At 31.6% G+C, this 23,186-nt stretch carries 24 protein-coding genes and 1 pseudogene; 10 read left to right on the top strand and 15 right to left on the bottom strand.

Annotation, left to right across the window (positions count from 1 at the left end; all coding sequences use genetic code 11):
• Positions 1–250: 250 nt before the first annotated feature.
• A complete protein-coding gene (locus EDC42_RS03785; RefSeq protein WP_069572769.1) occupies positions 251–832 on the top strand; it encodes an Hsp20/alpha crystallin family protein in 582 nt (193 codons plus the stop codon).
• A gap of 29 nt (positions 833–861) precedes the next feature.
• Here the strand turns inward: EDC42_RS03785 and EDC42_RS03780 are convergent, their stop codons facing one another.
• A complete protein-coding gene (locus EDC42_RS03780; protein ID WP_069572767.1) occupies positions 862–1,872 on the bottom strand; it encodes an SIS domain-containing protein in 1,011 nt (336 codons plus the stop codon).
• A gap of 87 nt (positions 1,873–1,959) precedes the next feature.
• Here EDC42_RS03780 and EDC42_RS03775 point away from each other — a divergent pair, with 87 nt between their 5' ends.
• The gene (locus tag EDC42_RS03775) at positions 1,960–2,586 is read left to right on the top strand and encodes a DUF447 domain-containing protein (RefSeq protein WP_069572763.1); all 627 of its coding nucleotides are present in this window, start codon (positions 1,960–1,962) and stop codon (positions 2,584–2,586) included.
• On the opposite strand, the gene ade is transcribed toward EDC42_RS03775, so the two are convergent.
• The 5 genes from ade to EDC42_RS03750 all read right to left on the bottom strand — a co-directional run bounded on the left by ade (position 2,583) and on the right by EDC42_RS03750 (position 7,786).
• On the bottom strand, positions 2,583–4,298 hold the full coding sequence (gene ade / locus EDC42_RS03770) for an adenine deaminase (RefSeq protein WP_069572761.1): 1,716 nt from the start codon (positions 4,296–4,298) through the stop codon (positions 2,583–2,585). The two genes, EDC42_RS03775 and ade, sit on opposite strands and share 4 nt — an antisense overlap.
• A 1-nt stretch (position 4,299) precedes the next feature.
• On the bottom strand, positions 4,300–5,520 hold the full coding sequence (locus EDC42_RS03765) for an ornithine cyclodeaminase (RefSeq protein ID WP_069572759.1): 1,221 nt from the start codon (positions 5,518–5,520) through the stop codon (positions 4,300–4,302).
• A 460-nt stretch (positions 5,521–5,980) separates the two neighbouring features.
• Positions 5,981–6,847, bottom strand: a complete 867-nt coding sequence (gene speB, locus EDC42_RS03760) for an agmatinase (protein ID WP_069572757.1) — start codon at positions 6,845–6,847, stop codon at positions 5,981–5,983.
• A 40-nt stretch (positions 6,848–6,887) separates the two neighbouring features.
• Entirely contained in the window at positions 6,888–7,286 is a 399-nt protein-coding gene (locus tag EDC42_RS03755; RefSeq protein ID WP_069572752.1) for a translation initiation factor IF-5A, read from the bottom strand.
• Positions 7,287–7,432: 146 nt separating this feature from the next.
• Positions 7,433–7,786, bottom strand: a complete 354-nt coding sequence (locus EDC42_RS03750; protein ID WP_069572751.1) for a hypothetical protein — start codon at positions 7,784–7,786, stop codon at positions 7,433–7,435.
• An 81-nt stretch (positions 7,787–7,867) separates the two neighbouring features.
• Here EDC42_RS03750 and EDC42_RS03745 point away from each other — a divergent pair, with 81 nt between their 5' ends.
• From EDC42_RS03745 to EDC42_RS03720, 6 genes are all read left to right on the top strand, one after another.
• A complete protein-coding gene (locus tag EDC42_RS03745; RefSeq protein WP_069572750.1) occupies positions 7,868–8,329 on the top strand; it encodes a pyruvoyl-dependent arginine decarboxylase in 462 nt (153 codons plus the stop codon).
• Positions 8,330–8,334: 5 nt separating this feature from the next.
• Positions 8,335–10,206: a bifunctional NADP phosphatase/NAD kinase gene (locus tag EDC42_RS03740; protein WP_069572749.1), complete on the top strand. Its 1,872-nt coding sequence runs from the start codon at positions 8,335–8,337 to the stop codon at positions 10,204–10,206.
• A complete protein-coding gene (cfbE, locus tag EDC42_RS03735) occupies positions 10,187–11,605 on the top strand; it encodes a coenzyme F430 synthase (RefSeq protein WP_069572745.1) in 1,419 nt (472 codons plus the stop codon). Before EDC42_RS03740 ends, cfbE begins: the two co-directional genes overlap by 20 nt.
• 132 nt (positions 11,606–11,737) lie before the next feature.
• Positions 11,738–12,607, top strand: a complete 870-nt coding sequence (gene hemC / locus EDC42_RS03730) for a hydroxymethylbilane synthase (protein WP_069572743.1) — start codon at positions 11,738–11,740, stop codon at positions 12,605–12,607.
• 14 nt (positions 12,608–12,621) lie between these two features.
• The gene (locus EDC42_RS03725) at positions 12,622–13,575 is read left to right on the top strand and encodes a Gfo/Idh/MocA family protein (RefSeq protein ID WP_069572740.1); all 954 of its coding nucleotides are present in this window, start codon (positions 12,622–12,624) and stop codon (positions 13,573–13,575) included.
• A gap of 12 nt (positions 13,576–13,587) precedes the next feature.
• Positions 13,588–14,196, top strand: a complete 609-nt coding sequence (locus EDC42_RS03720) for an orotate phosphoribosyltransferase-like protein (protein WP_069572732.1) — start codon at positions 13,588–13,590, stop codon at positions 14,194–14,196.
• A gap of 515 nt (positions 14,197–14,711) precedes the next feature.
• On the opposite strand, the gene EDC42_RS03715 is transcribed toward EDC42_RS03720, so the two are convergent.
• The 7 genes from EDC42_RS03715 to EDC42_RS03685 form a co-directional block, all read right to left on the bottom strand.
• Complete coding sequence (locus EDC42_RS03715) at positions 14,712–15,065, bottom strand: hypothetical protein (RefSeq protein WP_069572730.1); 354 nt, start codon at positions 15,063–15,065, stop codon at positions 14,712–14,714.
• Between the two features lie 228 nt (positions 15,066–15,293).
• On the bottom strand, positions 15,294–15,842 hold the full coding sequence (gene mtrA / locus EDC42_RS03710; protein ID WP_069572724.1) for a tetrahydromethanopterin S-methyltransferase subunit A: 549 nt from the start codon (positions 15,840–15,842) through the stop codon (positions 15,294–15,296).
• A 179-nt stretch (positions 15,843–16,021) separates the two neighbouring features.
• Complete coding sequence (locus EDC42_RS03705) at positions 16,022–16,312, bottom strand: hypothetical protein (protein WP_069572722.1); 291 nt, start codon at positions 16,310–16,312, stop codon at positions 16,022–16,024.
• 86 nt (positions 16,313–16,398) lie between these two features.
• Entirely contained in the window at positions 16,399–16,794 is a 396-nt protein-coding gene (locus tag EDC42_RS03700; protein WP_069572720.1) for a hypothetical protein, read from the bottom strand.
• 1 nt (position 16,795) lies between these two features.
• The gene (locus EDC42_RS03695) at positions 16,796–17,314 is read right to left on the bottom strand and encodes a nitroreductase family protein (RefSeq protein ID WP_069572717.1); all 519 of its coding nucleotides are present in this window, start codon (positions 17,312–17,314) and stop codon (positions 16,796–16,798) included.
• A 178-nt stretch (positions 17,315–17,492) separates the two neighbouring features.
• Positions 17,493–20,156, bottom strand: a complete 2,664-nt coding sequence (locus tag EDC42_RS03690; RefSeq protein ID WP_083234805.1) for a bifunctional glycosyltransferase/CDP-glycerol:glycerophosphate glycerophosphotransferase — start codon at positions 20,154–20,156, stop codon at positions 17,493–17,495.
• Between the two features lie 81 nt (positions 20,157–20,237).
• Positions 20,238–20,459: a hypothetical protein gene (locus tag EDC42_RS03685; RefSeq protein WP_123833388.1), complete on the bottom strand. Its 222-nt coding sequence runs from the start codon at positions 20,457–20,459 to the stop codon at positions 20,238–20,240.
• 494 nt (positions 20,460–20,953) lie between these two features.
• Between EDC42_RS03685 and EDC42_RS03680 the strand changes: the two genes are divergently transcribed.
• Together EDC42_RS03680 and EDC42_RS03675 are read left to right on the top strand one after the other, a co-directional pair.
• Positions 20,954–21,133 carry a hypothetical protein gene (locus EDC42_RS03680; RefSeq protein ID WP_069572708.1) on the top strand — a complete coding sequence of 60 codons (180 nt, stop codon included), beginning with the start codon at positions 20,954–20,956 and terminating at the stop codon, positions 21,131–21,133.
• A gap of 8 nt (positions 21,134–21,141) precedes the next feature.
• Entirely contained in the window at positions 21,142–21,642 is a 501-nt protein-coding gene (locus tag EDC42_RS03675) for a hypothetical protein (protein ID WP_069572704.1), read from the top strand.
• 650 nt (positions 21,643–22,292) lie between these two features.
• Here EDC42_RS03675 and EDC42_RS03670 read toward each other — a convergent pair.
• Positions 22,293–22,487, bottom strand: a complete 195-nt coding sequence (locus tag EDC42_RS03670; RefSeq protein WP_123833387.1) for a hypothetical protein — start codon at positions 22,485–22,487, stop codon at positions 22,293–22,295.
• A gap of 572 nt (positions 22,488–23,059) precedes the next feature.
• Positions 23,060–23,186: pseudogene (locus EDC42_RS09790) on the bottom strand (transposase); the annotation flags it as partial.

Raw genomic sequence — 23,186 nt, 5'->3', positions numbered from 1 at the left:
CCAGTGTAAAATTTGTTAAACAAAGTCTCAGCAGATATAATACATAAGACAAACAAGACCAGATACGGCAAGCAATACCAGAAATAAAGAAAGAAACTGGAACAACTGCAAGACAAGCGAAAGTAGAGGATTTTAAAAATCAAAAAACCTTAACCTGACAGAAATGGTCAGGTATAAAAAAATTTATATACTGACAAAAAGTAACTATTACACAATCATGAAAGACTCGTCGATAAGGAGTGTGAAAAATATGGTAAAATCTGAAACAATTGATGCTGAATTCAGTGAAAAAAAAGAAAAATTTGATGAAAAGAAAGAAGAAACAAAGGAAAGAATCAATGAAACAAAAGAAAAATTTGATGAAAAAAAAGAAAAAGGAAAAAACATTGCAGATAATGTAATCAATGATTTCTACAAAAGTATTGATGAATTCAAAGACAGTATTAAAAACATGCAAAAAACTGCCGACCAAAGATATTCAGAATACAAAAAGTCAACCGTTCAGACTATTGACATTGACCTTGTAGAAACCAAAGAGATGTATTTCATCAAAGCGGCAGTTCCAGGGGTTACAAAAGAAGATGTTTCAATAGAAGCTGGTGACAATGACCTCACTATTGAAACTACATTCAAACCATACATCGAAGAGTTTGATGAAGAAGAAGGTGCTGAAGTAATTGTTTCCGCCATCAAATCCGGCAGATGTGTTAAAACTGTAAGATTCTCCAACAGTATTGACATTGAAAAGATTACTGCAAAATTCACAAACGGAATTGTTAAAATAACCATTCCTAAATTAATTATACCAAAACATAAAGTAAATGTAGAATAAAATCTACATTTATTCTCTTTTTAAAAAAATTAGTATCTGACTTTGCCGATGTGCCTTGTTGCACCAGGGTCTTCACCATTAAAGTGTGCCAAATAATATACAAACCATTCTAATGGAATTACCAATACAAATGGAGACAGTAATCTATCCAATCCCGCATAACTATCCAGATCATATACAAGATATTTTAATTCTAAATTTTTAGAAAATTCAATAGCTTTATCTGTTACTTCATCAGATTCAATACCTGATTTTAAAAATATAGCTGGAACATCCTTTTCAGCACGTTCAATTAGTCCATGTCTAAATTCAGCAGCATACAATGGGCAGGCATGTTTAATTGCTCCTTCCATAAGCATAGTCATTGCCAGTTTATATGCAAGACCAAAGTTAGGGCCACTACCTAAACAATATAATATATCCTCATCTTTAAATTCCTGAGCTAAAGCTTTATTTTCATATTCAGTTGATTCCAATAATTTTTCTAAAGTTTTAGGCAAGTCACGTAACTCTGCTAACAATTCAGTTTTATTTTCATAATCACTAACGGCAAATAATATCTGATAAAGACAAGCCAATTGAGTAATGTAAGTTTTAGTACCTAAAATTGCAGTTTCAGTTTCACATCTAGTTATAATTGAAGTAATAGCTTCTTTGGTCATGGAACTTTCAGATTCGTTTGAAATTGATACTGTATGAATACCCAAATCATTACATCTTCTAAGAGATGCCAATGTATCGGCTGTTTCACCGGATTGAGAGGTAAATATCGCAACAGAATTCTCATTTTCAACTAATTTCTTATTGTAATAAAATTCATAACCAGTAAATACCTCAATATTAATATTAGTACTAGACATACGAATTGCATCACGTACACTATAACAAGTTGAAATTGAACTACCACAACCAATTAAATATACTTTATCAGCATCAGAAACTAATTTGGAAACATCTTCCATTTTAGATAACTCAGATTTAAAAGTTTTACTGAGCGATTCTGGTTGTTCCATCATTTCATCATACATTTTATAGTTCATAGTTTAAGCACCTTAAGAATAAATAATATTATTAATATATTGTTAATTAACATATAAAAATGTTTTTTAAAAAACTTAAATGATAACATGAAAACAGATTTGGCGTTAATTGGAATGGAAAAAGGAAGACAATACGAAACAATTATTACAACAAAAAATTGTGAGAATATCAAGAATGCCGCACCAATTGGTGTAATTTGTGCAGGCAGAGATAAAATTTTGAACCGTATTTTTAAAGGAAGTCAAACTTTAGAAAATATTATCTCTCAAAGAGAGTTTATTGTAAATATTACTCATAATCCGGAGTTATTTACTGTATCAACCATTGGAAAATTACCTCAAGATTATTTCAGCGAAGACAATTCCCTAAAATGTGCGGATGCATATTTTAAATGTGAAGTAATTAGCCTAACAGATGCCATAAAACAAAGCGATCCTATTAAAAAGAATGGTGCAGCTGTTGTCATTAAATCAAAAGTCACACAATTGATGATAAACAAACCTACTCAAGCCATGAACAGAGGATTTGGTTATGTAATTGAATCACTGGCTGATTTAAGCCGTTTTGATATGGCTGGAGAAGATAAAAAAGAGGAATATCTTAAAAAATTCAGAGAAGCAAACCGTGTAGTGACAAAAGTGGGGTATAGGGAGGATATAAAAGCAATGGGTGAAATAAAAAAAGAATTAATAAGAAAAGGTTATAAACCCTAATTTTTAATAACATCAATAAATTCAAACGAATCTCCATCAAATAATCCCAAATCAGATATTTTAAGAGATGGAATAACAAGTAATGCCATGAATGCCATTGTCATGAATGGGGAGTCAAGTTTACATCCTAATGCCTGAGACATTTTATGTAAGACTTCCAATTTATTTGCAACAACGAATGCATCTTCATTACTCATAAGTCCTGCAATCGGAAGAGAGAGTGATTCACTGAAGTCTTCACTTGCTATTGCAAATCCCCCTTTGTTTTCAATGATTGTATTTACAGCTTCAGCCATCATTGCTGAGTCATATCCAACAACAATAATATTATGGGAGTCATGAGCAACTGATGATGCAATAGCTCCTTTTTTAAGACCAAAGCCTTTAATAAAAGCATTGGTCATGTTGTTTTTGCCATATCTCTCAACTACAGATATTTTCAGAATATCATCATAGATATCAGGCTTAACTACTCCATTTATAACTTTTAAATTTGCACCAGATTTGGATGTTAATAATTCACCATTATAACATTCTATAACATTAACTTCACATTCATCACCATCAAAATAGACTTCAAAGTCCTCTTCAGTCTTTTTAGTTGTTTTGATTGAATTTCGTGCATCAACTTCAGGAGCATCGAATAAAACCTTTTCACCATCAAAGACACATCTGCCTGCAACGTATGTTTTTAGAATGTTAAAATCGATTAAATTATCTATTACGACAAAATCTGCTTTTGCACCGGTTACAATAGAACCTGCTTCCAAACCATAATGCGCTGCGGGATTTATTGTGACCATTTCAATAGCTTTGATAATGTCCACACCCAACTCTGCTGCTTTTTTAACAGATTTATTCAGATGACCTTTAATCAGATCATTAGGGTGTTTGTCATCACTTACAATAAAATCAAAAATAGGTGAGTGAATTCTTCTCTCCAGAACTTCAGACGGAATTATGCCAAAGCTATCCTGATTTCTCAAGTATTCAATACGTTGTGAAAAATCAAATAGAGCCTCCATATTTTTAGCAGAAGATCCATCACGAACCATTATTTTCATACCTTTCTGCTTTTTTTCAATAGCTTCAGAGAAATTGCTGCATTCATGGTCAGTAATTATATATTGCTCAAGGTATTTATCCAATTCTTTACCTGAAAGCAGTGGTGCATGACCGTCAATCGGTTTTTTATATTTTCTAGCCAATTCAAGTTTTTCTATAACTTCCACATCACCATCAATAACACCAGGGAAATTCATCATTTCCCCTAATGCGACAACTTCATCTTTTTTCAGTAGAAATTCAATATCCTCAGAATCCAGAACAGCACCAGATGTTTCAAATGAAGTGGCAGGAACACAGGACGGTGCTGAAAAATAAAAATTAAATGGAACCTGACTTGCATTTTCAATCATGAATTCAATACCCTCAATTCCACAAACATTAGCTATTTCATGAGGATCACATACAACAGATGTAGTGCCGTGCATTACTGCAATTTTAGCAAATTGTGCCGGAGTAAGCATTGAACTTTCAATATGAATATGTGAATCAATAAAACCCGGAAGCAATAAACCTTCCACATCCAATTCAATTTCACAGTCGGCAGAAATTGGAGTAATCTCTTTAAAAATACCATCTTCAATTTTAATTCTTGCGGGATATGCCGAATCAGTCAATACATCAAGAATGTATGCTGTAAATTCCATGCTATTCCTCATGCAAAGCGTTATAGAGAAGTGGTAGGAATGTTCCAATATCAGTTACAATACCAACAACCTGTGCACTTCCCCTATCGGATAACTTAGTAACAGTGGATGGATTAATATCCACACAAATACTTTTTACCCTTGAAGGGAGTAAGTTGCCGGTTGCAATTGAGTGAAGCATTGTTGCAATCATGATCACCATGTCAACTTCCTGGGCATAATGCCTCATCAGCTTTTGTGATTCTGCAGTATCAGTTATGACATCAGGAAGCGGTCCGTCATCACGGATGGAACCTGCAAGAACATATGGAACATCATTCTTAATGCATTCATACATAATTCCTCCAGTTAAAGTTCCATCTTCAACCGCATTTTTAATCGAACCGGAACGATTGATTCTGTTAATTGCCCTCATATGGTGAGTATGGCCATGAGCCACAATTTTGCCTGTTTCAACTTCAATGCCTAAAGAAGTACCAAATAAGTTTGACTCAATATCATGAGTTGCAAGTGCATTGCCAGCCATTATAACATCAATGTATCCTTCTTTTACAAGTGCAGCCAAATATTTGCCGGAACCAGTGTGTACGATAGCAGGTCCACCCACAATACCTATTTTTCCGCCTTTAGCCTTGATTTCTTTCATTTCACTTGCAATACCCTTAATTAAATTCATTAAAGGCTTTTCAGAAGATACTTCACTGTTCATGAACTCGAATACCTGTTGTTCGTCCCTTGATCTGTGAGGTGGTGTTACTTTAACCCCATCAAGACCAACTACTATTTTATCGCCAACCTTAACATCGGCAATTGGTTTTACAAAAGCACGTTTTTCATCTTCATCAACAACTACTAAACAGTCCATTTCAATTTCTTCAACAGGAATCCAATCCCCATCATAGAAAATATGAGTTGAATGATTAGATGATGAATAAAAACCTTCAGGAGCAACTTTATCTTTAACAGATGCAACGAGATTGACTTCCTTAATTTCATCAATTGCAGCACCAAGTACAGATAATTCATCTAAAATAGACTCCAATAATTCGGGAGAATCTGCTGAAACTTCAATTTTTGCATGACTTATATCTGATTTTTTACGTCCAACATCTATTTCAAGAATGTCAAATTCTCCACCTTTGTCCATGATTATGCCCATTGTTTTAGTTAAAGTCAATGAATCGATAATATGGCCTGAAAGCTCAATAGTTCTTTTATTCATAACAATATGCTCCGTTTTTTATTTAATATTATAGATTTTGTTTTGGTGATATTTAATGGTATTGTTATTTTATAAATCACTAACCAGAATTGATTTTAACCTCAGTAATTAAGGACATCTCAAAAAATATCCGCTTATTCAAATTATTAATTAAAATCCATTTTAATAAAAACACTGCCATTTAAATTAATATTAAGTTTAAAGCTTAAAAAATATTTGAAATATAAATTTAAAGAATCAATAATTTTGGAATAAAACAAGTATTTTTGATTGTGAGATGGAAACACATTATTTATAAATATTTTAGATAAAAGAGTTTTATCCAAATTTATTTCAAAGCATTCAATTAATAACCATTATTCAACTTATTCGAAAGCATGGAAATTTTATATTTAAATAATATAATTTTAAATCACAGACATATAATCAGTTAATGAGCTACAATGACTAATTTTTAAAATTAATCCATTAATGTTAGAAAATCATAAATCAGTTTAGCTGCAACCACCGCAGTATTATCCCCCAGCCTATCACTTGCAGTTTCAACGACATCAAAGCCCACCACATTTTTATGTGATAATGTTTTAAGTAATGTTTCCATTTCAGAGACAAATAATCCTCCGGGAGTTGGATTTCCAACACTGGGAGCGATGGCCGGATCAATTACATCCATGTCTACTGAAATATAAATAGGTCCATCAATGTTTGTCAAGTAATATTCAATTGCATCCATGTGCTTGTGAACATCCTTGTTTTTAAATGTCTGAATATTATAGGTTGATTTTACAAAGTCCTCTTCATCTTTAGAAGATGATCTGATTCCGATTTGAACTAAATTGACTCCCAGTTCATGAGCTCTTCTCATAACTGTTGCATGTGAACATTTCTCACCAATGAAATCAAAAGCAAGGTCTCTGTGAGCATCCATGTGTATTACTGTTAATCTTTCATATTTTTCAGATAGTGCCTTAATAGCTCCGATTGATGCTGAATGTTCTCCGCCGATTATTATAGGTTTAATTTTCAAGTCTGATAATTCATTTACTGTATCTTCAATTATCCGGCAAGTTTTACTGCAATTTCCGGGAACTACATTAACATCGCCAAAATCATAAAAAACAGTGTTTAATTCTTTATTAAAAATAGTATTGTATTTTTCAAAACCAAATGATGCTTCCCTTACAACAATTGGTCCCGAACGTGCACCGGAGTGATAAGAAGTAGTGCTGTCAAAGGGAACTCCGATTATCCCGAATGAATTTTCTTTAATATTTTCATTTTCACTGGAAAATGCGAATTTCCATGGTTCGTATGTATTTAAAAGCATAATTAATCTTTTAAAGGAAACATGAATAAGAGAAAGGAATCTAGTTAGATCCTCTTATTCTCATTATTTTCATATTACCTAAAGCAACAATGTACTCCACTTCAATACCTTCAACGATGGAATCTTTTAAATCTTCAGGCATTGGTAAATCAAGAGTATCATAGTTTTCCATGTCCATTAATTGAACATTAGCTCCCTGAATAGAAATAACTTGCCCTAATCTTTTATCGATGATAGGAATATCTACTTTGTTATCCACTGGTTTGACTAAACTTCTTTTTTGGTTGTCGAAAACACCTACTGCTTCAATTCTTGCTTTTGCAGCTCCGTGTTTACCAGGAGATGAGGTAGTGTAACTGATAATCTTACAAGCTTCTCCACCTAAAACGATGTACTTTCCAACTTTTAATGTTTTAATCTCTACAACTTTTGTTGACATATAATTTTTCCTCCATAAATAAAAACCGGTTTTTAATCTATATAATAAGGAATATTACTAGATTAATATAAACTATCTTTTCCATTTTATATAAACTATTCGCTAAAATAGCGTAATTTATGAATTAGAATTTTTTTAAAAATAAATTAGACCGAACCCATATTAAATGAATATAACCATAAAGAGACGGCTGCCAAAATCAGAACAATTATTACCCAGAAGATTATGAATATTTTTTTAGCATCTCTTGGACCTTTAATCATATATTCCTCATCCGGTGCATCGCTTGTGTAATTTTTATTGTTTTTGTAAAGTTCATCATTTCTTAAATAATTATAGAACATGCGTGCCATAAAATAAAAAATTACAACAAAAACAATGCCCACATATGGGATGGAACCCCCATTAAAGAACACAACCGTAACAGCAGATACAATCATCATAAGTAGCATGAAAAAACATGCCGATAAAATCATTGATAAATATTTATTTAAAATCATTAGGCGCACCTAAATCTAGTTACTTTTTTATCATTTAAATATTTATTTAATATAACATACAAATCTAAGGTTAGTGATAAAATGAAAATAGCTATTGTATCTGGAAAAGATGAAGGTCCAAGTAAATTAAACGCATTTGATAATGCCCTAACCGATGCTGGAATAGGTGATGTGAACTTAATTAAAGTATCCAGTATGCTTGCAGGCAATGCGGAAATTAATAAGTTACCTAAACTCAAAGCAGGATCTATGGTGAACTGTGTTTTATCAGAAGTGACATCAGACAACCCAGGAGATGAAATAACTGCTGTTATTGCAGTAGCTATTGGTGAAGAATTAGGATGTGTTGTAGAAACAACAGGAATTAATGAAGATCCGAATGAACTTATTGAAGAAGCAGAAATGATGGTCAACTATATGATGGATAAACGAGGAGTCAAAATAAAAGGGGATTTGATAGTTGAATCCTCCACAGCAACTGTTCGTGAAATCGCATCAGTTGTTGCATCAGTCGTTTATTTAAAGGATGAACTAATAGAGTGATAAACATGGATGCAAAAGACAAACAGATTGCAACCGATTTAGCATATGAAATTATCCGTGAAGTTTCAAGAGTAATTAGACCCTATGTTGGAAAACCCGAATCTGGAGAGAAAGTAAAAATTGGTGCTGATGGAACTCCAACATCATTGATTGACATAATTGCAGAAGATAAAATGATCAATATCCTAAAAAATGCACCTGTATTGTCATACATCGTCAGTGAAGAAATCGGAGAATTAAAACTTGGCCGTGGCACTAAAAGAAGCATTAAACTTACTGATGAACTCAGACGTACTGATTTAAAAGAAGATGAAATACCGAAGTTCATATTTTTAGTCGATCCAATTGATGGGACCAATAATGCAATTAAAGAAATTCCTGCTTTTGGAATTTCAATAGCCGTCTCCAGTGTCAATCAAGGTCGTCTTGCAACTTTAAATGATGTTGAACTTGGTTTTATAAGTAATTTCGCCAATGGTAATTTTTTTGAAGCTGAAAAAGGAAAAGGATGTTGGCTGAACAATGAAGAAGTCCATCCCAGCAACATCATAAACATTAGTGACATGACACTTGGAGGATTTACAAAAAGCGGCACATCACAAGCTTCCAAATTAGTCGATAATGCTCGTCGTATGAGAGTTTTAGGAAGTGTTGTATTGGAATTGTCTTATGTTGCCAGCGGAAGATATGATGCATTTTTAGACCTTAGAGGAAGCAGAATAATTGATATTGCAGCATCCAAATTAATTCTTGAAGAAGCGGGATGCATCATTACAAACAAATACGGGCAGAAACTAAACAATATACTAAGCATTTATGAAAAAACAATTATTGTAGCTGCCAATAACATAATACTCCATAAACAGATGATTGATATCCTAAATGACAATCAGACCGACTTTATTGGAAAAGTAGGAATAGTATCCAGAATTGACCAGACAAGACCGATTTTATTTGCTGCAAAAATTATTGATTATTTACTAACAAATGGACGTGAAGTAACAATTGAAGAGGGATTAGCTCATAGATTAACTGAACTAAAAGAAAACCCCGAAATAGATAAAATAATCAATGAAGTTAAAGAAAAACATCCGGAAATGGCGGATTCATTTGAAGATCTCAATTTAAATATAAATTTCAAACAGTTGGGAGAAAAGATTTTTGACTTTGATTGTGATATGGCAATAATTCTCGGAGGAGACGGAACACTGCTAAGAGCACAGGGAAAAATGAATCCTGAAATTCCATTATTCGGAATAAATATGGGAACAGTTGGATTTTTAACTGAAATAGAAACTCCACATACATTTGAAGCGTTGAATTCCATTTTAAAAGGAGATTATTATAAAGAAAAAAGAAGCAGGCTTGTTGTTTCACACGAAAACAACCAATACAGTGTAATGAATGAAGTAGTTGTAATGACAAACAAACCTGCAAAAATGATGCATTTTGAAATACAAGTGGATGGAGAAATAATTGAAGAAGTAAGAGCAGACGGACTGATTATTTCAACACCAAGCGGTTCAACAGCTTACGCAATGTCTGCAGGAGGACCGATTGTTGATCCTAAAGTAGCGGGTTTCGTTATAATACCAATTTGCCCATATAAACTTGGAGCAAGACCATTCGTAGTATCGGACAGTAGTGAAATTACAGTCAAATTACTTAAAAAAGGTAAAACTGCAGTATTCGTTATCGACGGTCAAATCAATGAAGAGGCGGCATATGAAGAAGAAATTAAATTTAAAAAATCCGACAAAGACGCTTACTTCATCCGTACTTCAACCAAATACTTCTATGAAAAAGTTAAAGATAAATTAAGCGAAGGTGGAATCCCAAAAATACAAGGTGCAAATAATGAATCATCTTGTCATTGATTTAACCCACGGAGGAGTTAAAATTGCAATTAGCCTTGCAAAAAAAGGAAAAAATGTGCTTGCATATGATATCTACAACACGTTAAATGACATTGAAGCTAAAATGCTTAGTATTTACAAAATAGATTTGATACAGTTAAGTGATCTTGCAAGTTTTAAGGGAGATATGAATATTATCTACCCCATCCATATGCCTATAAGTTTTAAAGACATTGCTAAACACAATCCCGACCTCAACTACACTTTCCAAACCCACCATGAAATTATTTGCGAACTTTTAGAGGATTGGGGAGGTGATTTTCCAAAAGTTGAAGTGACTGGAGTTAAAGGCAAGACATCCAGCGTTTTTATGCTCAAAGAGATTTTAATTGATGAGAATCCGTTGATTTTATCAAGTCTTGGAGCTATGCTTTATGAAGACAGAAAAAAAATCATGCTAAAACAGAATATCTCAATAGCTCCGGCAAATATTAAAGAAACAATTGATCTTGCATATAAAATATCCAATCCCCTCTGTAAAATCGCCGGCGGCATTGCTGAAAGTGAAAACCCACGCAGATATAACTCGGCAATTTTTGAATCATCATTAGGAGTTAGCGGTATTGGGGATGTTGGCGTATTATTGAACATTGCTGAGGATTACCCGATTGCAAAAGGTAAAAGTAGTGCAAGTAAAGCTAAAAGACAAGTATTCAGATGCGGAACTGTAGTTTGTCAAAAAGAAGCATATGACACATACTACAATGACATAAAGCATGATAAAGTCAACACGTTTTCCCTAAGTGACGAAAATTCAAATTTATATCTGGATGATGTTAAATACACACCAGATAAGACTAAAATGGACATCATATTCAGCCATGTTGAAACAATTAATGGCAACATAATTTCTGGTGAAATTAGCATGACCGCTTTTGCACCTGGAAAACATAACGTGAGCAATGTTTTAGGAGCTGTCTTAACTGCACTAAGTTTGGAAATTCCAAAAGACAAAATTATAAACGGAATTGAAAATTACAAAGGAATCCCCGGAAGAACAAATAAAAAACAAATCGGAAATATTACTGTAATTGAAGAAATCAATCCCGGAATCAATACTAAATCAATTGAAGAGTCAATAAACATGATATGTAATTTAAATGACTACCTGATCGCTGTTGGTGGAGACTACGGAATAACTTGTGAAGAAATTGATGAGGAGAAAGTAAGTGAACTTCTAGACAATGTCTCCTGCAATATTATTTTGACAGGAGATGTTGGAAGTTCGATTCAGAAAAAAATGTCTAAAAAATGTCAGTTAATTGAAAATTACAATGATGTTTACGATATTGCATTAAAAAACAATAAAAATCTTCTTTTTATTTATCGGTCAGATTACCGGAAATTAAAGCAAAGATGAAAAAATTATCAATTTAAATATTAAAAAAATATTTTGAAAAATTATAAACATTTAATAATTATTACTTGCAAAACTTAACAATATAACAAAATTAAATTGCATAATTAATTTTTAAAAACTTGGAGATAATAAATGATTGTTGGAACACGCGGAAGTCAGTTAGCTTTAGCTCAAACTAAACAGGTATGCGCCTGGTTGGAAAAAATAACTGGTGAAGCTATTGATTTAGAAATTATTAAGACAAAAGGAGATAAAATTACCACTTCACAATTATACAATATGGATTCGAAAGGTTTGTTTACTAAAGAATTGGATATTGCTCTTTTAGAAGAAGAAGTCGATTTTGCTGTTCACAGTTTTAAAGATTTACCGACTGAACTAAATGAAGATTTGGAAATTGCTGCAGTTCCTAAACGTGAATCTCCAAATGAAGTGCTTATTTCTTCAAAAACCTGGGCGGAACTTGGACCGGGATCCAAACTTGGAACAAGCAGCCTTAGAAGAGAAGCATTTTGCAATCATTACGAAAAAGAATTCGAACTTAAACCTATCAGAGGAAATATAGAAACCAGGATTGATAAAGCACTTAATAGTGATTTGGATGCAACAATAATGGCTGAAGCAGGTCTTAAAAGATTAAATCTTACAAAATACATTAAAGAAGTATTCCCAATAGATTATATTACGCCGCCTGCAGGCCAGGGTGCACTTGCAATCATAACTAGAAAAGACTCTGATAAAAAAGAGATTATTCAAAAGTTAAATGATCATATTTCCATGCAAGAAGTGCTTGCAGAGAAGATGGTTTTAGAAGAGCTTGGTGTAGGATGTCAATGGCCTATTGGAGCTATTGCTCGTGTGAATAATAAAGAATTTAAACTTTATTCAATCTTATTAACTAAACAAGGAGAAATCCTTAAAAAGGAAACCCAGAAAGGTTCTATTAAAGATGCGGTTGAACTTGGCAGACGCATTGGAGAACATTTCCAAAATTATGTTTAAACGGAGGAATTAATTTGAGAACTGTAAACGTAGGAGTTATTGGTGTAGGTGCAATGGGTGAAAACCACGTTCGTGTCTATCACAAAATGGAAGAAGCAAATTTAGTCGCTGTAAGTGATGTGAGTGAAAGAGCACTTAAGAAAATTGAAAAAAAATATGGTGCTACAGGATATACTGAATATTCTGAATTACTTGAAAATCCCGAAATCGAAGCAGTAAGCATATGTGTTCCAACTACATTCCACCATGCTGCAGTAATGGAAGCAATAAAACATGGAAAACACATACTGGTTGAAAAACCGATTGCATTTACATTGGAAGAAGCAGAAGAAATGATTGCAGCTGCTAAAGAAGCCGGAGTGCTGCTTGCAACAGGGCATGTTGAAAGATTCAATCCAGCTGTTAGAAAAGCTAAGGAACTTATTGATGATGGAGTAATTGGAGATATTGTAACCGGATTTGCAAAAAGAGTAGGTCCGCTACCACCAAGAATTAAGGATGTTGGTGTGTCAATCGATTTAGCTATCCATGACCTGGACATTTTGAATTATTTGTTTGAAGAGGAAATCACACAGGTTTACGGCACTATGAACAGCATATTGGATGACTGTGACTTTGAAGACCATGCTGAAATTATGGTTAATTTCGATAATGAATCAACTGGAATTATTGAAGTAAACTGGTTAACCCCATACAAACGTAGAGAATTGGAACTTACAGGTACCGCCGGAATCATATCTGTAGATTATATCCAGCAGAGTATTGAGGTTTATGGCAAATTTGCCCAGGATATCGAAATTAAACATGAAGAGCCCTTAAAAAGTGAATTAACTTCCTTCTTAAATGCAGTAGTGACAGGAAGCGAACCAGAAATTACTGGTGAAGACGGACTTAAAGCTCTTAAAATGGTTATTGCAGCAAACAGATCCTCTAAAGAACACAAACCAATTAGTTTTGATGAATTATAATTAGGTGATACTGTGAAACAAAAATTAATTGCAAAAGCGCAAGAATTAAGACAACACGGTTTTACAACCGGTGAAATCGCTGACGAACTTAATGTAAGTATGGACACTGCCAGATGGTTGACTCTTCAAAAAGCGGAAGAAAAAACCGAGGTACCAGTAGACTTTGCTATTAATTGGAAGAGTATTGGTGGAAATTCCACACGTTTAAGCTATGTTTCAGGTGCTTTAAGTGATATGGCATTATCCCATGGTGAAGTAGACACTGTTGTAGGTATTGCAGTAAGTGGAGTGCCGTTTGCAACAGTGATGGCTGATTTCATTGAAGACATGACTGGAATTGACACATCAATAGCTATTTTCCACCCGAACAAACACAGAAAAAATCAGGACTCCAGTGATGATGAAGGTGCAATAAGCACTAACTTTGGAACCGTTGAAGGCAAAAAGGTTGTTATTGTAGATGATGTCATTACTAGTGGGAAAACAGTAAGGGAAGTAATTCATACAGTAAAAGACTTAGGTGGGGAACCAACTTGCGTCACCGTACTTATTGATAAAGCAGGGCTTTCTGAAATTGAAGGCATTCCTGTAGAATCTTTAATTAAAATCAGTAGATTATAAATCTACTCCATTTCTATTTTTAAGTGTAAAATTGAATGATTAGCCAATAATCTGTAAATCAACTGTTTTTGGCTTAAAATCAAAGATGTCTTTAAAGCATGCTTTTTTATAGAAAATACTCCATGCAGCATTTTTAAAATCGGGTTATCAGAAATATTGATAAAGAATTGCACTTTTAACATCCAAGAGAAAAATTTCTGAACTTGGATAATGCTTAAAAAAAATAGCTCCAGACACTACCGCCTGCTCCTCATTTTAAATCAAAATAAGACATAATTATAATATATTTGAAATACCTGAAATCAAATTTTATCCAATAAATTTTCACTTATCTAAAAGCAGTCGAAAAAAAATTATAAAACGGACAGCAACATGTATATGTTTAGAGAGTTTTAAATAAGACTCTTTAAAAGTTGAAACAATCATTGGTTCATAATGCTCATAGAAGATTTAAAAGATTGTAGAAGTCACGAAAACCTCCAAATCTTTTATTGATTGAATCTGCCAACATGCACCTATTGGTACAATGTGCTTGCATCATCAAGTGCTGGCCTGTCAGGGATTTCCGATGCATCCGTTTTTTCAGCAGACATTCCTCCAATAACACCGATACTTTGGATGTTGTTTTTCAAGACGGCTGTGGAAATAATATTGGATTCCTGTGGAGACAAAACAAATAGATCCAGGAATGTTTCATCCTCTCCTACTATGAACGCTGGTTCGATGGTTTCGGCGGATTTGGTTTGAACCTTGATGAGAATATGTTTTGCTTCACTTTCCCCTTCAAGTCCGATTTCACGACGAATTTTTTCATCCAGGATTCTGACTTTTTCACTCCAATTGACGGAGCTGCTTTGGCAATTATTCATACTATCACCTACTATTTTTTCAAATCCACATTTGTGGAATAGTTCAAAATTTCAATCATTTAACATGACGTCATATAAATTCAAATATTTCATATATCATTTCAGATATTGGCAAAGATTGCAATTACTACTATGACCGGCAGAACATATAAAAATTTTGAACATTATAAAAAAAGATAAAGCAGGAGTGTGAAAAATCACGAAAATTTAAAAAGAGGGCTGAAGAAATTAATCTTCAGCATCATCATTAACGATAACCAATTTTTGGTTTTCTTCATCAACTTCCATAACAATAGGATCTTCCTCTAAAGCTCCAGGATCCTTTTCAATGCATTCGTTGATTTTAGATTGAATATTTCCAATATCCTCGGTGTCAATCAAATCAACAATTTCCAATTGTTGCTGGAATCTTTCAACTCCTTCAAGAGGAACATTTTCAACGAAAGGAATAGCTCCTGTTGCTCCAACAATTTTCTTTTTGTCAGGATCCGCCCCATTTTCATGCAATGCCTTAAAACTTTGACCAGTAATGTGACCTTGAACTTCAGCACCAGCCAAAATTAAGAATCTAATATTCGGATTTGAAATAACATTTGCTACGACTTTTTCAATACCTAAGTTTTCAGTTTTACATGGTCCTGCAATTGCTGCTCCAGATAAGTCAGCTTCAATATGGGAAGCGAGAGTTGTAACAGCTACTGGACTTTCAGGGTCTCCAACAATGTAATCTCCACTAATTGGAGGCCATCCTTCTGCAGGTGCTTTTTTATCAACCATAATAAATTCCTCCTAATCTTTGTGATTAACAATATAATTTATATATATTTAAATATTTTGTAACTTAATGTGGGTGATTTGGAGCAATAGCTTTTTTCTATCGAAATCGGTTGAAAAGTTCGGTATCAGGCAAACATAATGGAAAATCATAAAAAGAAAAAAGAGAGTGGATAAAAGATTTAAAAATACAATTCAGATGGTTTACCAATGTATTCGAAGTCATCTTTGTTTTTTAGGTATTTAACTCCGATGACTTTTTTATCCGGAAGTAGACTGACAACACTCATCCCGTCATCAACATCAATGATGATAACTTTAGTATTTTTTTCACCTTCAACCCTGATTTTAATTATTTCGTCATTTCTGACAAGTTCGGCATCTTCAAATTCATTACTTACATCGGTTGAATACCAGTGCTGAGGTAATTTGACCCTAATATCCAAATCGTCTAAAACATCTTTAACATGCATTTTAAATCCCCTTTACAATTGAGTAGTTATATCCAAATCCTATTTTATAGAGGATTATATATAAAGATATTGTAACTATTCAAGGGTTAAAAGTAGTCAAAATCTCCGATGAAAGCTTCCTTAATTGAGTTCAAAAGAATTTCCAAATCCTTGCTGCCCTGCCGATGAACTCCATCAATCATCTGTTTGAACTGAGGATGCTTATCTAAAAAATCAAGAGCATAATTTATCTGAAAATCCTCGGCTTCTTTTATCTTACCTTCCTTTAAAAGTTCGGATGTGATTTCCATTTCCTTTCCATCCAGATTTTCCAATTCAGGATACTTCAGGTATAGCTCATATCTTCTAATCCAGATGCCATCATCAAAATCATCTAAAATATTCATAAGCAAAACTGGAAGACCATCATGCATGTTTATGAATTTCTCTGTTAAATCCTCATCAATAGCATCATGATTTACAATTAAACTCTTTTCCGACATATTATACTAAAAAATGAATTCTGCTCTTATCCAGTTCATCTAATGAGTGTGGCTTTGGAATATTGTCAGAGCGTCCAATAGCCAGCATGCCTACAATCCTGTAATGAGAGTCAACATTTAGGATTTCCCTTACAACCTCTTCTGCAGGAATTTTGTCTTTAGACCTTAAATGAACCTGAACCCAGCAGCTTCCAAGACCTAATTCCGTTGCCATTAAATGCATATAAGTTAAAGCAACCGATGAATCTTCACACCATGTGTCGGCAATCATAGTATCTGCAAGAACAACAATTGCCTTATCTGCATTTTCAAGGAGATTTGCACCATGGTCTTTGCAATTTGCAAGCTGTCTTAGAGTTTCACTTCTTTCAACAACCATAAAATTACACGGTTTTCTATTCATACTAGTTGGAGCAAGAAGTGCCGCCTGCAATATTTTATCAAGCTCCTCTTTAGTGACTGGCTCATCTGCAAATGTTCTTGTACTTCTTCTTTTAAGCATGATGTCTATCAATGTCATGATTAAAAATTAGTTTTTAAGATATAAAAATTTAAACATTAATATACTTATAGTAATTGCCAATTATCTCTTAGAAAAATAATTATCAAGACAATAATTACAGTTTCAAATCCCAATAGATTAATATCCCAAACCAATTCAAAACAATCTTTTGTATTTTAAATCATTTGGAAATCATCTAATAATAAAACATTTCATCAAATTCCAAAATCTTATCAATAACTCTTTTAGAGTTATTTTTATCAGTGTATTTAAAGAAATCATCAACTCTTTTAATATATTTCTCATCCATTTGACAGTCATTTTCAACCAGTCTTATGATTTCATCTTTTAACTCATCGATTTGTGTTGCAACAGGACCAAAACCCATTGTATCGTATTTAAAGTAAGAATCATCCAGATTAAAGTGATAATCATCATCATGATGATAATAGATTAATGGCTTTTTAAGATAAGCAAAATCGAATGCAACAGAAGAATAATCTGTAATCATCAATGACGCATGGTTAAATATCTCATTGTATGACATTTCAATGCCCAATTCCGCTTCATCAGGGATATCAAATGAATCAATGAATTTCAAAACATTTCTGTGAGGTTTGAATATTAACCTGTATCCTTTTGATTTTAAGAATTTAATCAGATATTCGTTATTCATCAATTCATTTATAGATTTAAAGTAATCTGTTTGAATAAATTCGTCTTCACTGAGTTGAGAATGTTGTCTTCTCCAAGAAGGCATTAAAACAATTTCCTTCTTATCCTCGCCCTTTTTTAAAAAGTCGAATCTTGGAAAACCAAGTACCTGGATGCAACTTTCATCATATCCATATTTAGGATTTAAAAATGATTCTTTTTCCAGATCAGATACAGTGACAATTAAACCTATTCTTTTATCATACCGATTGAGCCAATAGGAGATATCATCTTTTGTAACACCATGCTGTAGAAATATGGTTTTGGATCGTGCAAGACCAGACAAATGATGGTAATTTCCCCAAAATGGATAAATGATTCCATTATCTGGATGGGAAGCAATAATGTAATCGGCAAATAATAAATACAGCCTATGTTTGATTGATTTGTATTGTAGGACATTACCTATTTTTTTCAATCTTTCAAATTCTTCATTTGGAGTTATAAAGCCAGATAAGGTTCTGGCTTTCATAAATTTTGAACTTGCAACATATTTATTTTCTTGTTCGGCAAATGTTTCATGAAGATTTTTGGACTTTGAGAAAACATAATACTTTTTAATATTTTTAAGTTTATCTGATTTAATTGCTTTTTTAAATAAGAAATATCCATTATCCCCTGAAGAATTCGGCAAATCCATAAATATCCATATGTGTTTATTCCTGAAGTAAAAATAAAACATGAAATACAATATTCTTAAAAGAATACCTGTACGCCACCCTTGTTTTTTCTCTTTTAAAATTTGCTTTAAAACAGATAATTCTAATTTAACTCCTTTTGTGATTGTTTTTTCAATAATTTGAATATGATTTCTACAATCAATTGACAAATAATCCTTAGAAAATCTATATCTGGAAGTTCCAGAAAGTCTTGAAGTTTGATTATAATCAATCAAAAGATTAGAAGCATTAGTTTTAAATGATATTTTCATTCCAGGTTTTACTGGTAGAACCACATCAAAACTATGATTGTAACCATAGTCAAAATCAAGAGAAAAATTACGTCTTTGGGTGAAATTAAGCTTATTTGTATTGTAAATTTTGCCATCCGCAATCGCATAAACATCAGTACTTCTTAAAAAGTTAGTTAAAACACCAGAAATATAAATCTTATCCTTGTCTAAAAATTCATAATTATCAATATATACAGTATTTAAGTTGAAGTCTTCCTGAAAATTATCCTTATTTAATCTATAGGCAGTACCATGATCTTTAAGTAATGCCAAATGATGTTTAAGTTCAATTGGAAGAGACAACTGATGATAAATCACATCACTATCAATATACTTTAAAATAAAGAATATTTTATCATAAAGCTCATCAATTTCGCTTTGGCTAAGCAACAAATGAATAAAACGAATTTCAACAATCCATTGCAGATCATACATCAAAATATGTTGAATAAATCTGGGAACATATCCCTTTTTATTAATTGCATAATTAATAAGACCGATGAAATAATTATCAACACGTGACGTGAAATAAGACTTGTGACTTGTTGAAGTTGCAATTAATGAATTTTGAAGAGTATCCTGACGATAGTAATACTTAGCACCATTTATAAAACCAATGTTAGGATTGTCAATAAGCATCTGGTTGATTAAAAGAGGATCTTCTGAAACCCTTAAATTTTCATTGAATCTGTAATGTTTTAACTTTTCAAATCTAAAAAAGCTTGAAGGACCTGAAAGCTGGATGTACTCAGGATGCTCATCTAAGTTTATAACCTGAGTTTTGCTGAATTTGAAATTCAAATTGTGAGGCCTGTTTTTGATACCAAAATAATATATTGGAATTGAAGCAATGTCAATTTCTTCATTATTTTTTAAAAACAGATATGCTTTTTCAAATGCATTTCTTGAAATACAATCATCACTATCAAGGAAGTTCACAAATTCAGCATTTACATTTTGAAGTCCAACGTTTCTTGAATATGCCGGACCCCTGTTTTCATCATTATTGATTAAAGTGATGTTTTTAGGATATTCCTTGATGTATTCTTCAACAACACTTTTAGTACTGTCATTACTTGCATCATTAACAACAATGATTTGAATATCCCTGAAATCCAGTGATTGATCAATAATTGAATCTAATGCCTTTTGAATATATTTAGCGGAATTATATGCCGGCATCACAACAGCCATTTTAAAATCCAGAAAAACTCCTCCTGTTAATTATATAATATAGACATAATATATAAACAATTTGATAAATAATTGGGACTGTCAATTTGTTAGCTCTTGTTTTCTTTTTTCAATCCATCCATTTTTTTGGAGCATTATTTGGTTGAATATTCCTTTTAATGTTCTGAATTTCTTTTTTTGTGCTTTTGGCATTGTATTGCCTATATAATTTTCTATTTGGTTGTTGATATTGTTTAATTTTCCTTTTATGTGTTTTTTCAAGGAAGTGGATGAATTTTCTATATTTTGGGAAAAATTTTTCATCCATTATAATCTTTTAAAAGTTTTGAAAAATTAATTGATTCTTTTTTTAATAAATCTATGTATTGTAATGCTTTATTATATGTTTGTTGTTTGAATAATTAATAAATTAAGCTTAAATATTCATTTATTATGAATTTTTGGCACTGTCCGATTTGGTACTGATTTTTTAATTTTTAGTCTCTGAATTTTCTTTATTTTTTTGTTTTTACAGTTGAAATTTCATTTCGATGAATTTAAATGTTTTTTTTGAAATTGATTTTATTATTAGTTATGTTTGTGTTGTTTTTATTGATTTTGTGTTGATTTAAATTCGTAGTTGAATCTTTTTGCTTTGATTTTATTGATTTCATTTTTAATCTTGATGAGGTTACTTTAATTCACTAATTTAAATTATTGGATTCCCATATACTTAATTAGGTTACATTTTGAGGTTTATTTCTAGTGTAAAGTTATTTAAAAAGAGTTATATATTGATTGGAGAGATATGTTTATTTATGAAGCAAAAAACAAACTCTCCAGTATTATTTAATGCTGAAGAGATATATAAAACTTTCTTTTGTAATGGCAGATGTTTGATAGATCTTGATTTTCCAATGACTTTTCTATATTTTTTAAATAATATTGCTCAAGACGATGATAAAATCATTTTAATCAACGTTAATCAGGAAAAATAATTTATTTGATGATTGGATTTAAATGTAATGGAACTAAATCCATTGCTTTAGATAATTTATCCCATATTTATGTACAGAAATATATAAAAAAAGAAAATAACAACTACATTACGACCATAACTAATTTAAATTATTTTGTTGATGAAAATTGTAAATATAATAATTTTCTAGCAGATTTAATAGTAAAATTGGAGAGTATTGAGCAAATTTCTTGTGAAAAAATTAGTGAGATAATTAATCTGTTTTTAGGTATTAAAATTCAAATAACAAGAGTTCATGACTTATTTAACCAAAAAATAGATGAATATTTAAGTTTAAGCATTAAAGAGATTCAAAAAAGAATTGTTGATATTGAAATTGAATTTAATGGATTTGTTCATTATGATGAGGAATTTTTGTGGATTAAACACCAACCATACGTCCGTTTAACACTATTAGATGCAGAAAATAAACTTATTATTGAAGATTCAGTTGTTCCACGGGAATTTTTCACAAAAAAATTTTATTAAAGAATTTTTAGAAACATCACTCTTAAATTTAGATGTAAAAACAATAATAACCGATGGATATCGAGCATATGCATCAATAATTGATGATTTAGACTTTAATCATCAAAGATGCACTTTTCATGCAATGAAAAATTTAATGGATAAACTAATAAAGAAACATAATGGGCTAAAATAGAAAAATAAAAAAATTAAACGAAGAAATAGATGAAATAGCAAAAGAAATGCAAGAAATAAGTAAAAAATACAAAAGGAAAAAGGGGAAGAACAAGAAAAGAAGACAAACAACAACAAAAAGACAACAATAAAAAGAAAAATCTAAACAAAAAATTAAGCGAAAAGAAATCCAAAAGAAAAGAATGCACCAACAAATTAAGGTTAGATGATGCATTAGTGAAAAAAATAAGCTTAATATTCAAATCTAAGACAGAAAAAACAGCAAGAAAAAGATTCAATAAATTATATGAAAAATTAGAAGAACTACCAAAAGAAATAAAAGCATTCCTAAAAAAATTTAGCTAAATACTTAGATAAAACAATACAACACACAACTAACAAAAAAAATACCAAGTACAAATAACCTAATCGAAGGATTTTACAAAACAACACTACCTAGCAAAATAAAAAGAATTTACAAAACATACAGAAGTCTGCTAATCAGAATAAAACTTAACGACATCAGATGGATCAAACGATGTGCAAAAATCAACAAAACTAAACATCAGTACCAAATCGGACAGAGCCAATTTTTCTTTAATTTGATTGTCAGAGAGATTTAAATCCATTTTTTTTAAATTCTGCTCGAATTCTTTTTGCATTTTTGTTAATTCCGGGTTAATTGTAATCATAGATATTTAATAATAAAATGAAAAGTGCAATGTTGATGAATAAAACCTAATTCTCTTATTATTTTATCATAAACTTGGGTTTTAAATCTGTTACAATTGCAATGCAATCTTTCGGTTAAATGCTGTTTTTTATAAAATTTTTAGTTGTTTTTGAATCTTCATTTTTAGCTAATAAACTCTGCTATTGGCATTTTTATGAACTAAATCAAATAAAACATGACGTATAATGCCATTTTCTATTGATTTTAACCCATTGTACATCATATCCACAATATCCCTGAGAGTTTTAAGTCTTCATTTAAATAGTAAAAGTCCATCATAAATTAATAAAAGAGTTCCTTATGGTTTCATAAGACATTTTAACATCGCTAAAGATATTATAATGTCCAAGAAATATTTCTCAGAGAGTCCCAACCCCATAGTTCTTAATTTATAGTTAAAAACCTTACTTTTAAGAATGTATTTCGATACCCATTTATTAAAGAATGATTTATTATTTATTATCTTATAATATTCTTTTTTAAATAATTTTATTAATTCTTCTTTTGTTTCGACAAAAGTAGTGTATGTGATTCTTTTTATTGATTTCCAAACTTGTTCTATTGGATTTAATTGTGGTGAATATGGAGGTAAATGAACTAAAATAATATTTAATAATTTGCATGCTTTTTTAAATTTTGTGTTTCTATGTGGAGTATA

It is taken from the genome of Methanobrevibacter gottschalkii DSM 11977 (genome assembly GCF_003814835.1).
In the GTDB taxonomy this organism is placed as follows: domain Archaea; phylum Methanobacteriota; class Methanobacteria; order Methanobacteriales; family Methanobacteriaceae; genus Methanocatella; species Methanocatella gottschalkii.
Note: the sequence above shows the minus strand (reverse complement) of the source record. Positions and strands in the feature narration are given on the sequence as shown.

Excerpts from the sequence above, each read along its gene's own strand:
- EDC42_RS03715 (WP_069572730.1), bottom strand. The coding sequence starts at position 15,065 with ATGAATAATTGCCAAAGCAGCTCCGTCAATTGGAGTGAAAAAGTCAGA.
- EDC42_RS03690 (WP_083234805.1), bottom strand. The coding sequence starts at position 20,156 with ATGGCTGTTGTGATGCCGGCATATAATTCCGCTAAATATATTCAAAAG.
- speB (WP_069572757.1), bottom strand. The coding sequence starts at position 6,847 with ATGCTTTTAAATACATACGAACCATGGAAATTCGCATTTTCCAGTGAA.
- mtrA (WP_069572724.1), bottom strand. The coding sequence starts at position 15,842 with ATGGTTGATAAAAAAGCACCTGCAGAAGGATGGCCTCCAATTAGTGGA.
- EDC42_RS03765 (WP_069572759.1), bottom strand. The coding sequence starts at position 5,520 with ATGAATAAAAGAACTATTGAGCTTTCAGGCCATATTATCGATTCATTG.
- cfbE (WP_069572745.1), top strand. The coding sequence starts at position 10,187 with ATGAATCATCTTGTCATTGATTTAACCCACGGAGGAGTTAAAATTGCA.
- EDC42_RS03700 (WP_069572720.1), bottom strand. The coding sequence starts at position 16,794 with ATGTCGGAAAAGAGTTTAATTGTAAATCATGATGCTATTGATGAGGAT.
- EDC42_RS03785 (WP_069572769.1), top strand. The coding sequence starts at position 251 with ATGGTAAAATCTGAAACAATTGATGCTGAATTCAGTGAAAAAAAAGAA.
- ade (WP_069572761.1), bottom strand. The coding sequence starts at position 4,298 with ATGGAATTTACAGCATACATTCTTGATGTATTGACTGATTCGGCATAT.
- EDC42_RS03745 (WP_069572750.1), top strand. The coding sequence starts at position 7,868 with ATGAAAATAGCTATTGTATCTGGAAAAGATGAAGGTCCAAGTAAATTA.
- hemC (WP_069572743.1), top strand. The coding sequence starts at position 11,738 with ATGATTGTTGGAACACGCGGAAGTCAGTTAGCTTTAGCTCAAACTAAA.
- EDC42_RS03740 (WP_069572749.1), top strand. The coding sequence starts at position 8,335 with ATGGATGCAAAAGACAAACAGATTGCAACCGATTTAGCATATGAAATT.
- EDC42_RS03780 (WP_069572767.1), bottom strand. The coding sequence starts at position 1,872 with ATGAACTATAAAATGTATGATGAAATGATGGAACAACCAGAATCGCTC.
- EDC42_RS03670 (WP_123833387.1), bottom strand. The coding sequence starts at position 22,487 with ATGATTACAATTAACCCGGAATTAACAAAAATGCAAAAAGAATTCGAG.
- EDC42_RS03775 (WP_069572763.1), top strand. The coding sequence starts at position 1,960 with ATGAAAACAGATTTGGCGTTAATTGGAATGGAAAAAGGAAGACAATAC.
- EDC42_RS03750 (WP_069572751.1), bottom strand. The coding sequence starts at position 7,786 with ATGATTTTAAATAAATATTTATCAATGATTTTATCGGCATGTTTTTTC.
- EDC42_RS03675 (WP_069572704.1), top strand. The coding sequence starts at position 21,142 with ATGATTGGATTTAAATGTAATGGAACTAAATCCATTGCTTTAGATAAT.
- EDC42_RS03755 (WP_069572752.1), bottom strand. The coding sequence starts at position 7,286 with ATGTCAACAAAAGTTGTAGAGATTAAAACATTAAAAGTTGGAAAGTAC.
- EDC42_RS03695 (WP_069572717.1), bottom strand. The coding sequence starts at position 17,314 with ATGACATTGATAGACATCATGCTTAAAAGAAGAAGTACAAGAACATTT.
- EDC42_RS03685 (WP_123833388.1), bottom strand. The coding sequence starts at position 20,459 with ATGAAAAATTTTTCCCAAAATATAGAAAATTCATCCACTTCCTTGAAA.
- EDC42_RS03705 (WP_069572722.1), bottom strand. The coding sequence starts at position 16,312 with ATGCATGTTAAAGATGTTTTAGACGATTTGGATATTAGGGTCAAATTA.
- EDC42_RS03680 (WP_069572708.1), top strand. The coding sequence starts at position 20,954 with ATGAAGCAAAAAACAAACTCTCCAGTATTATTTAATGCTGAAGAGATA.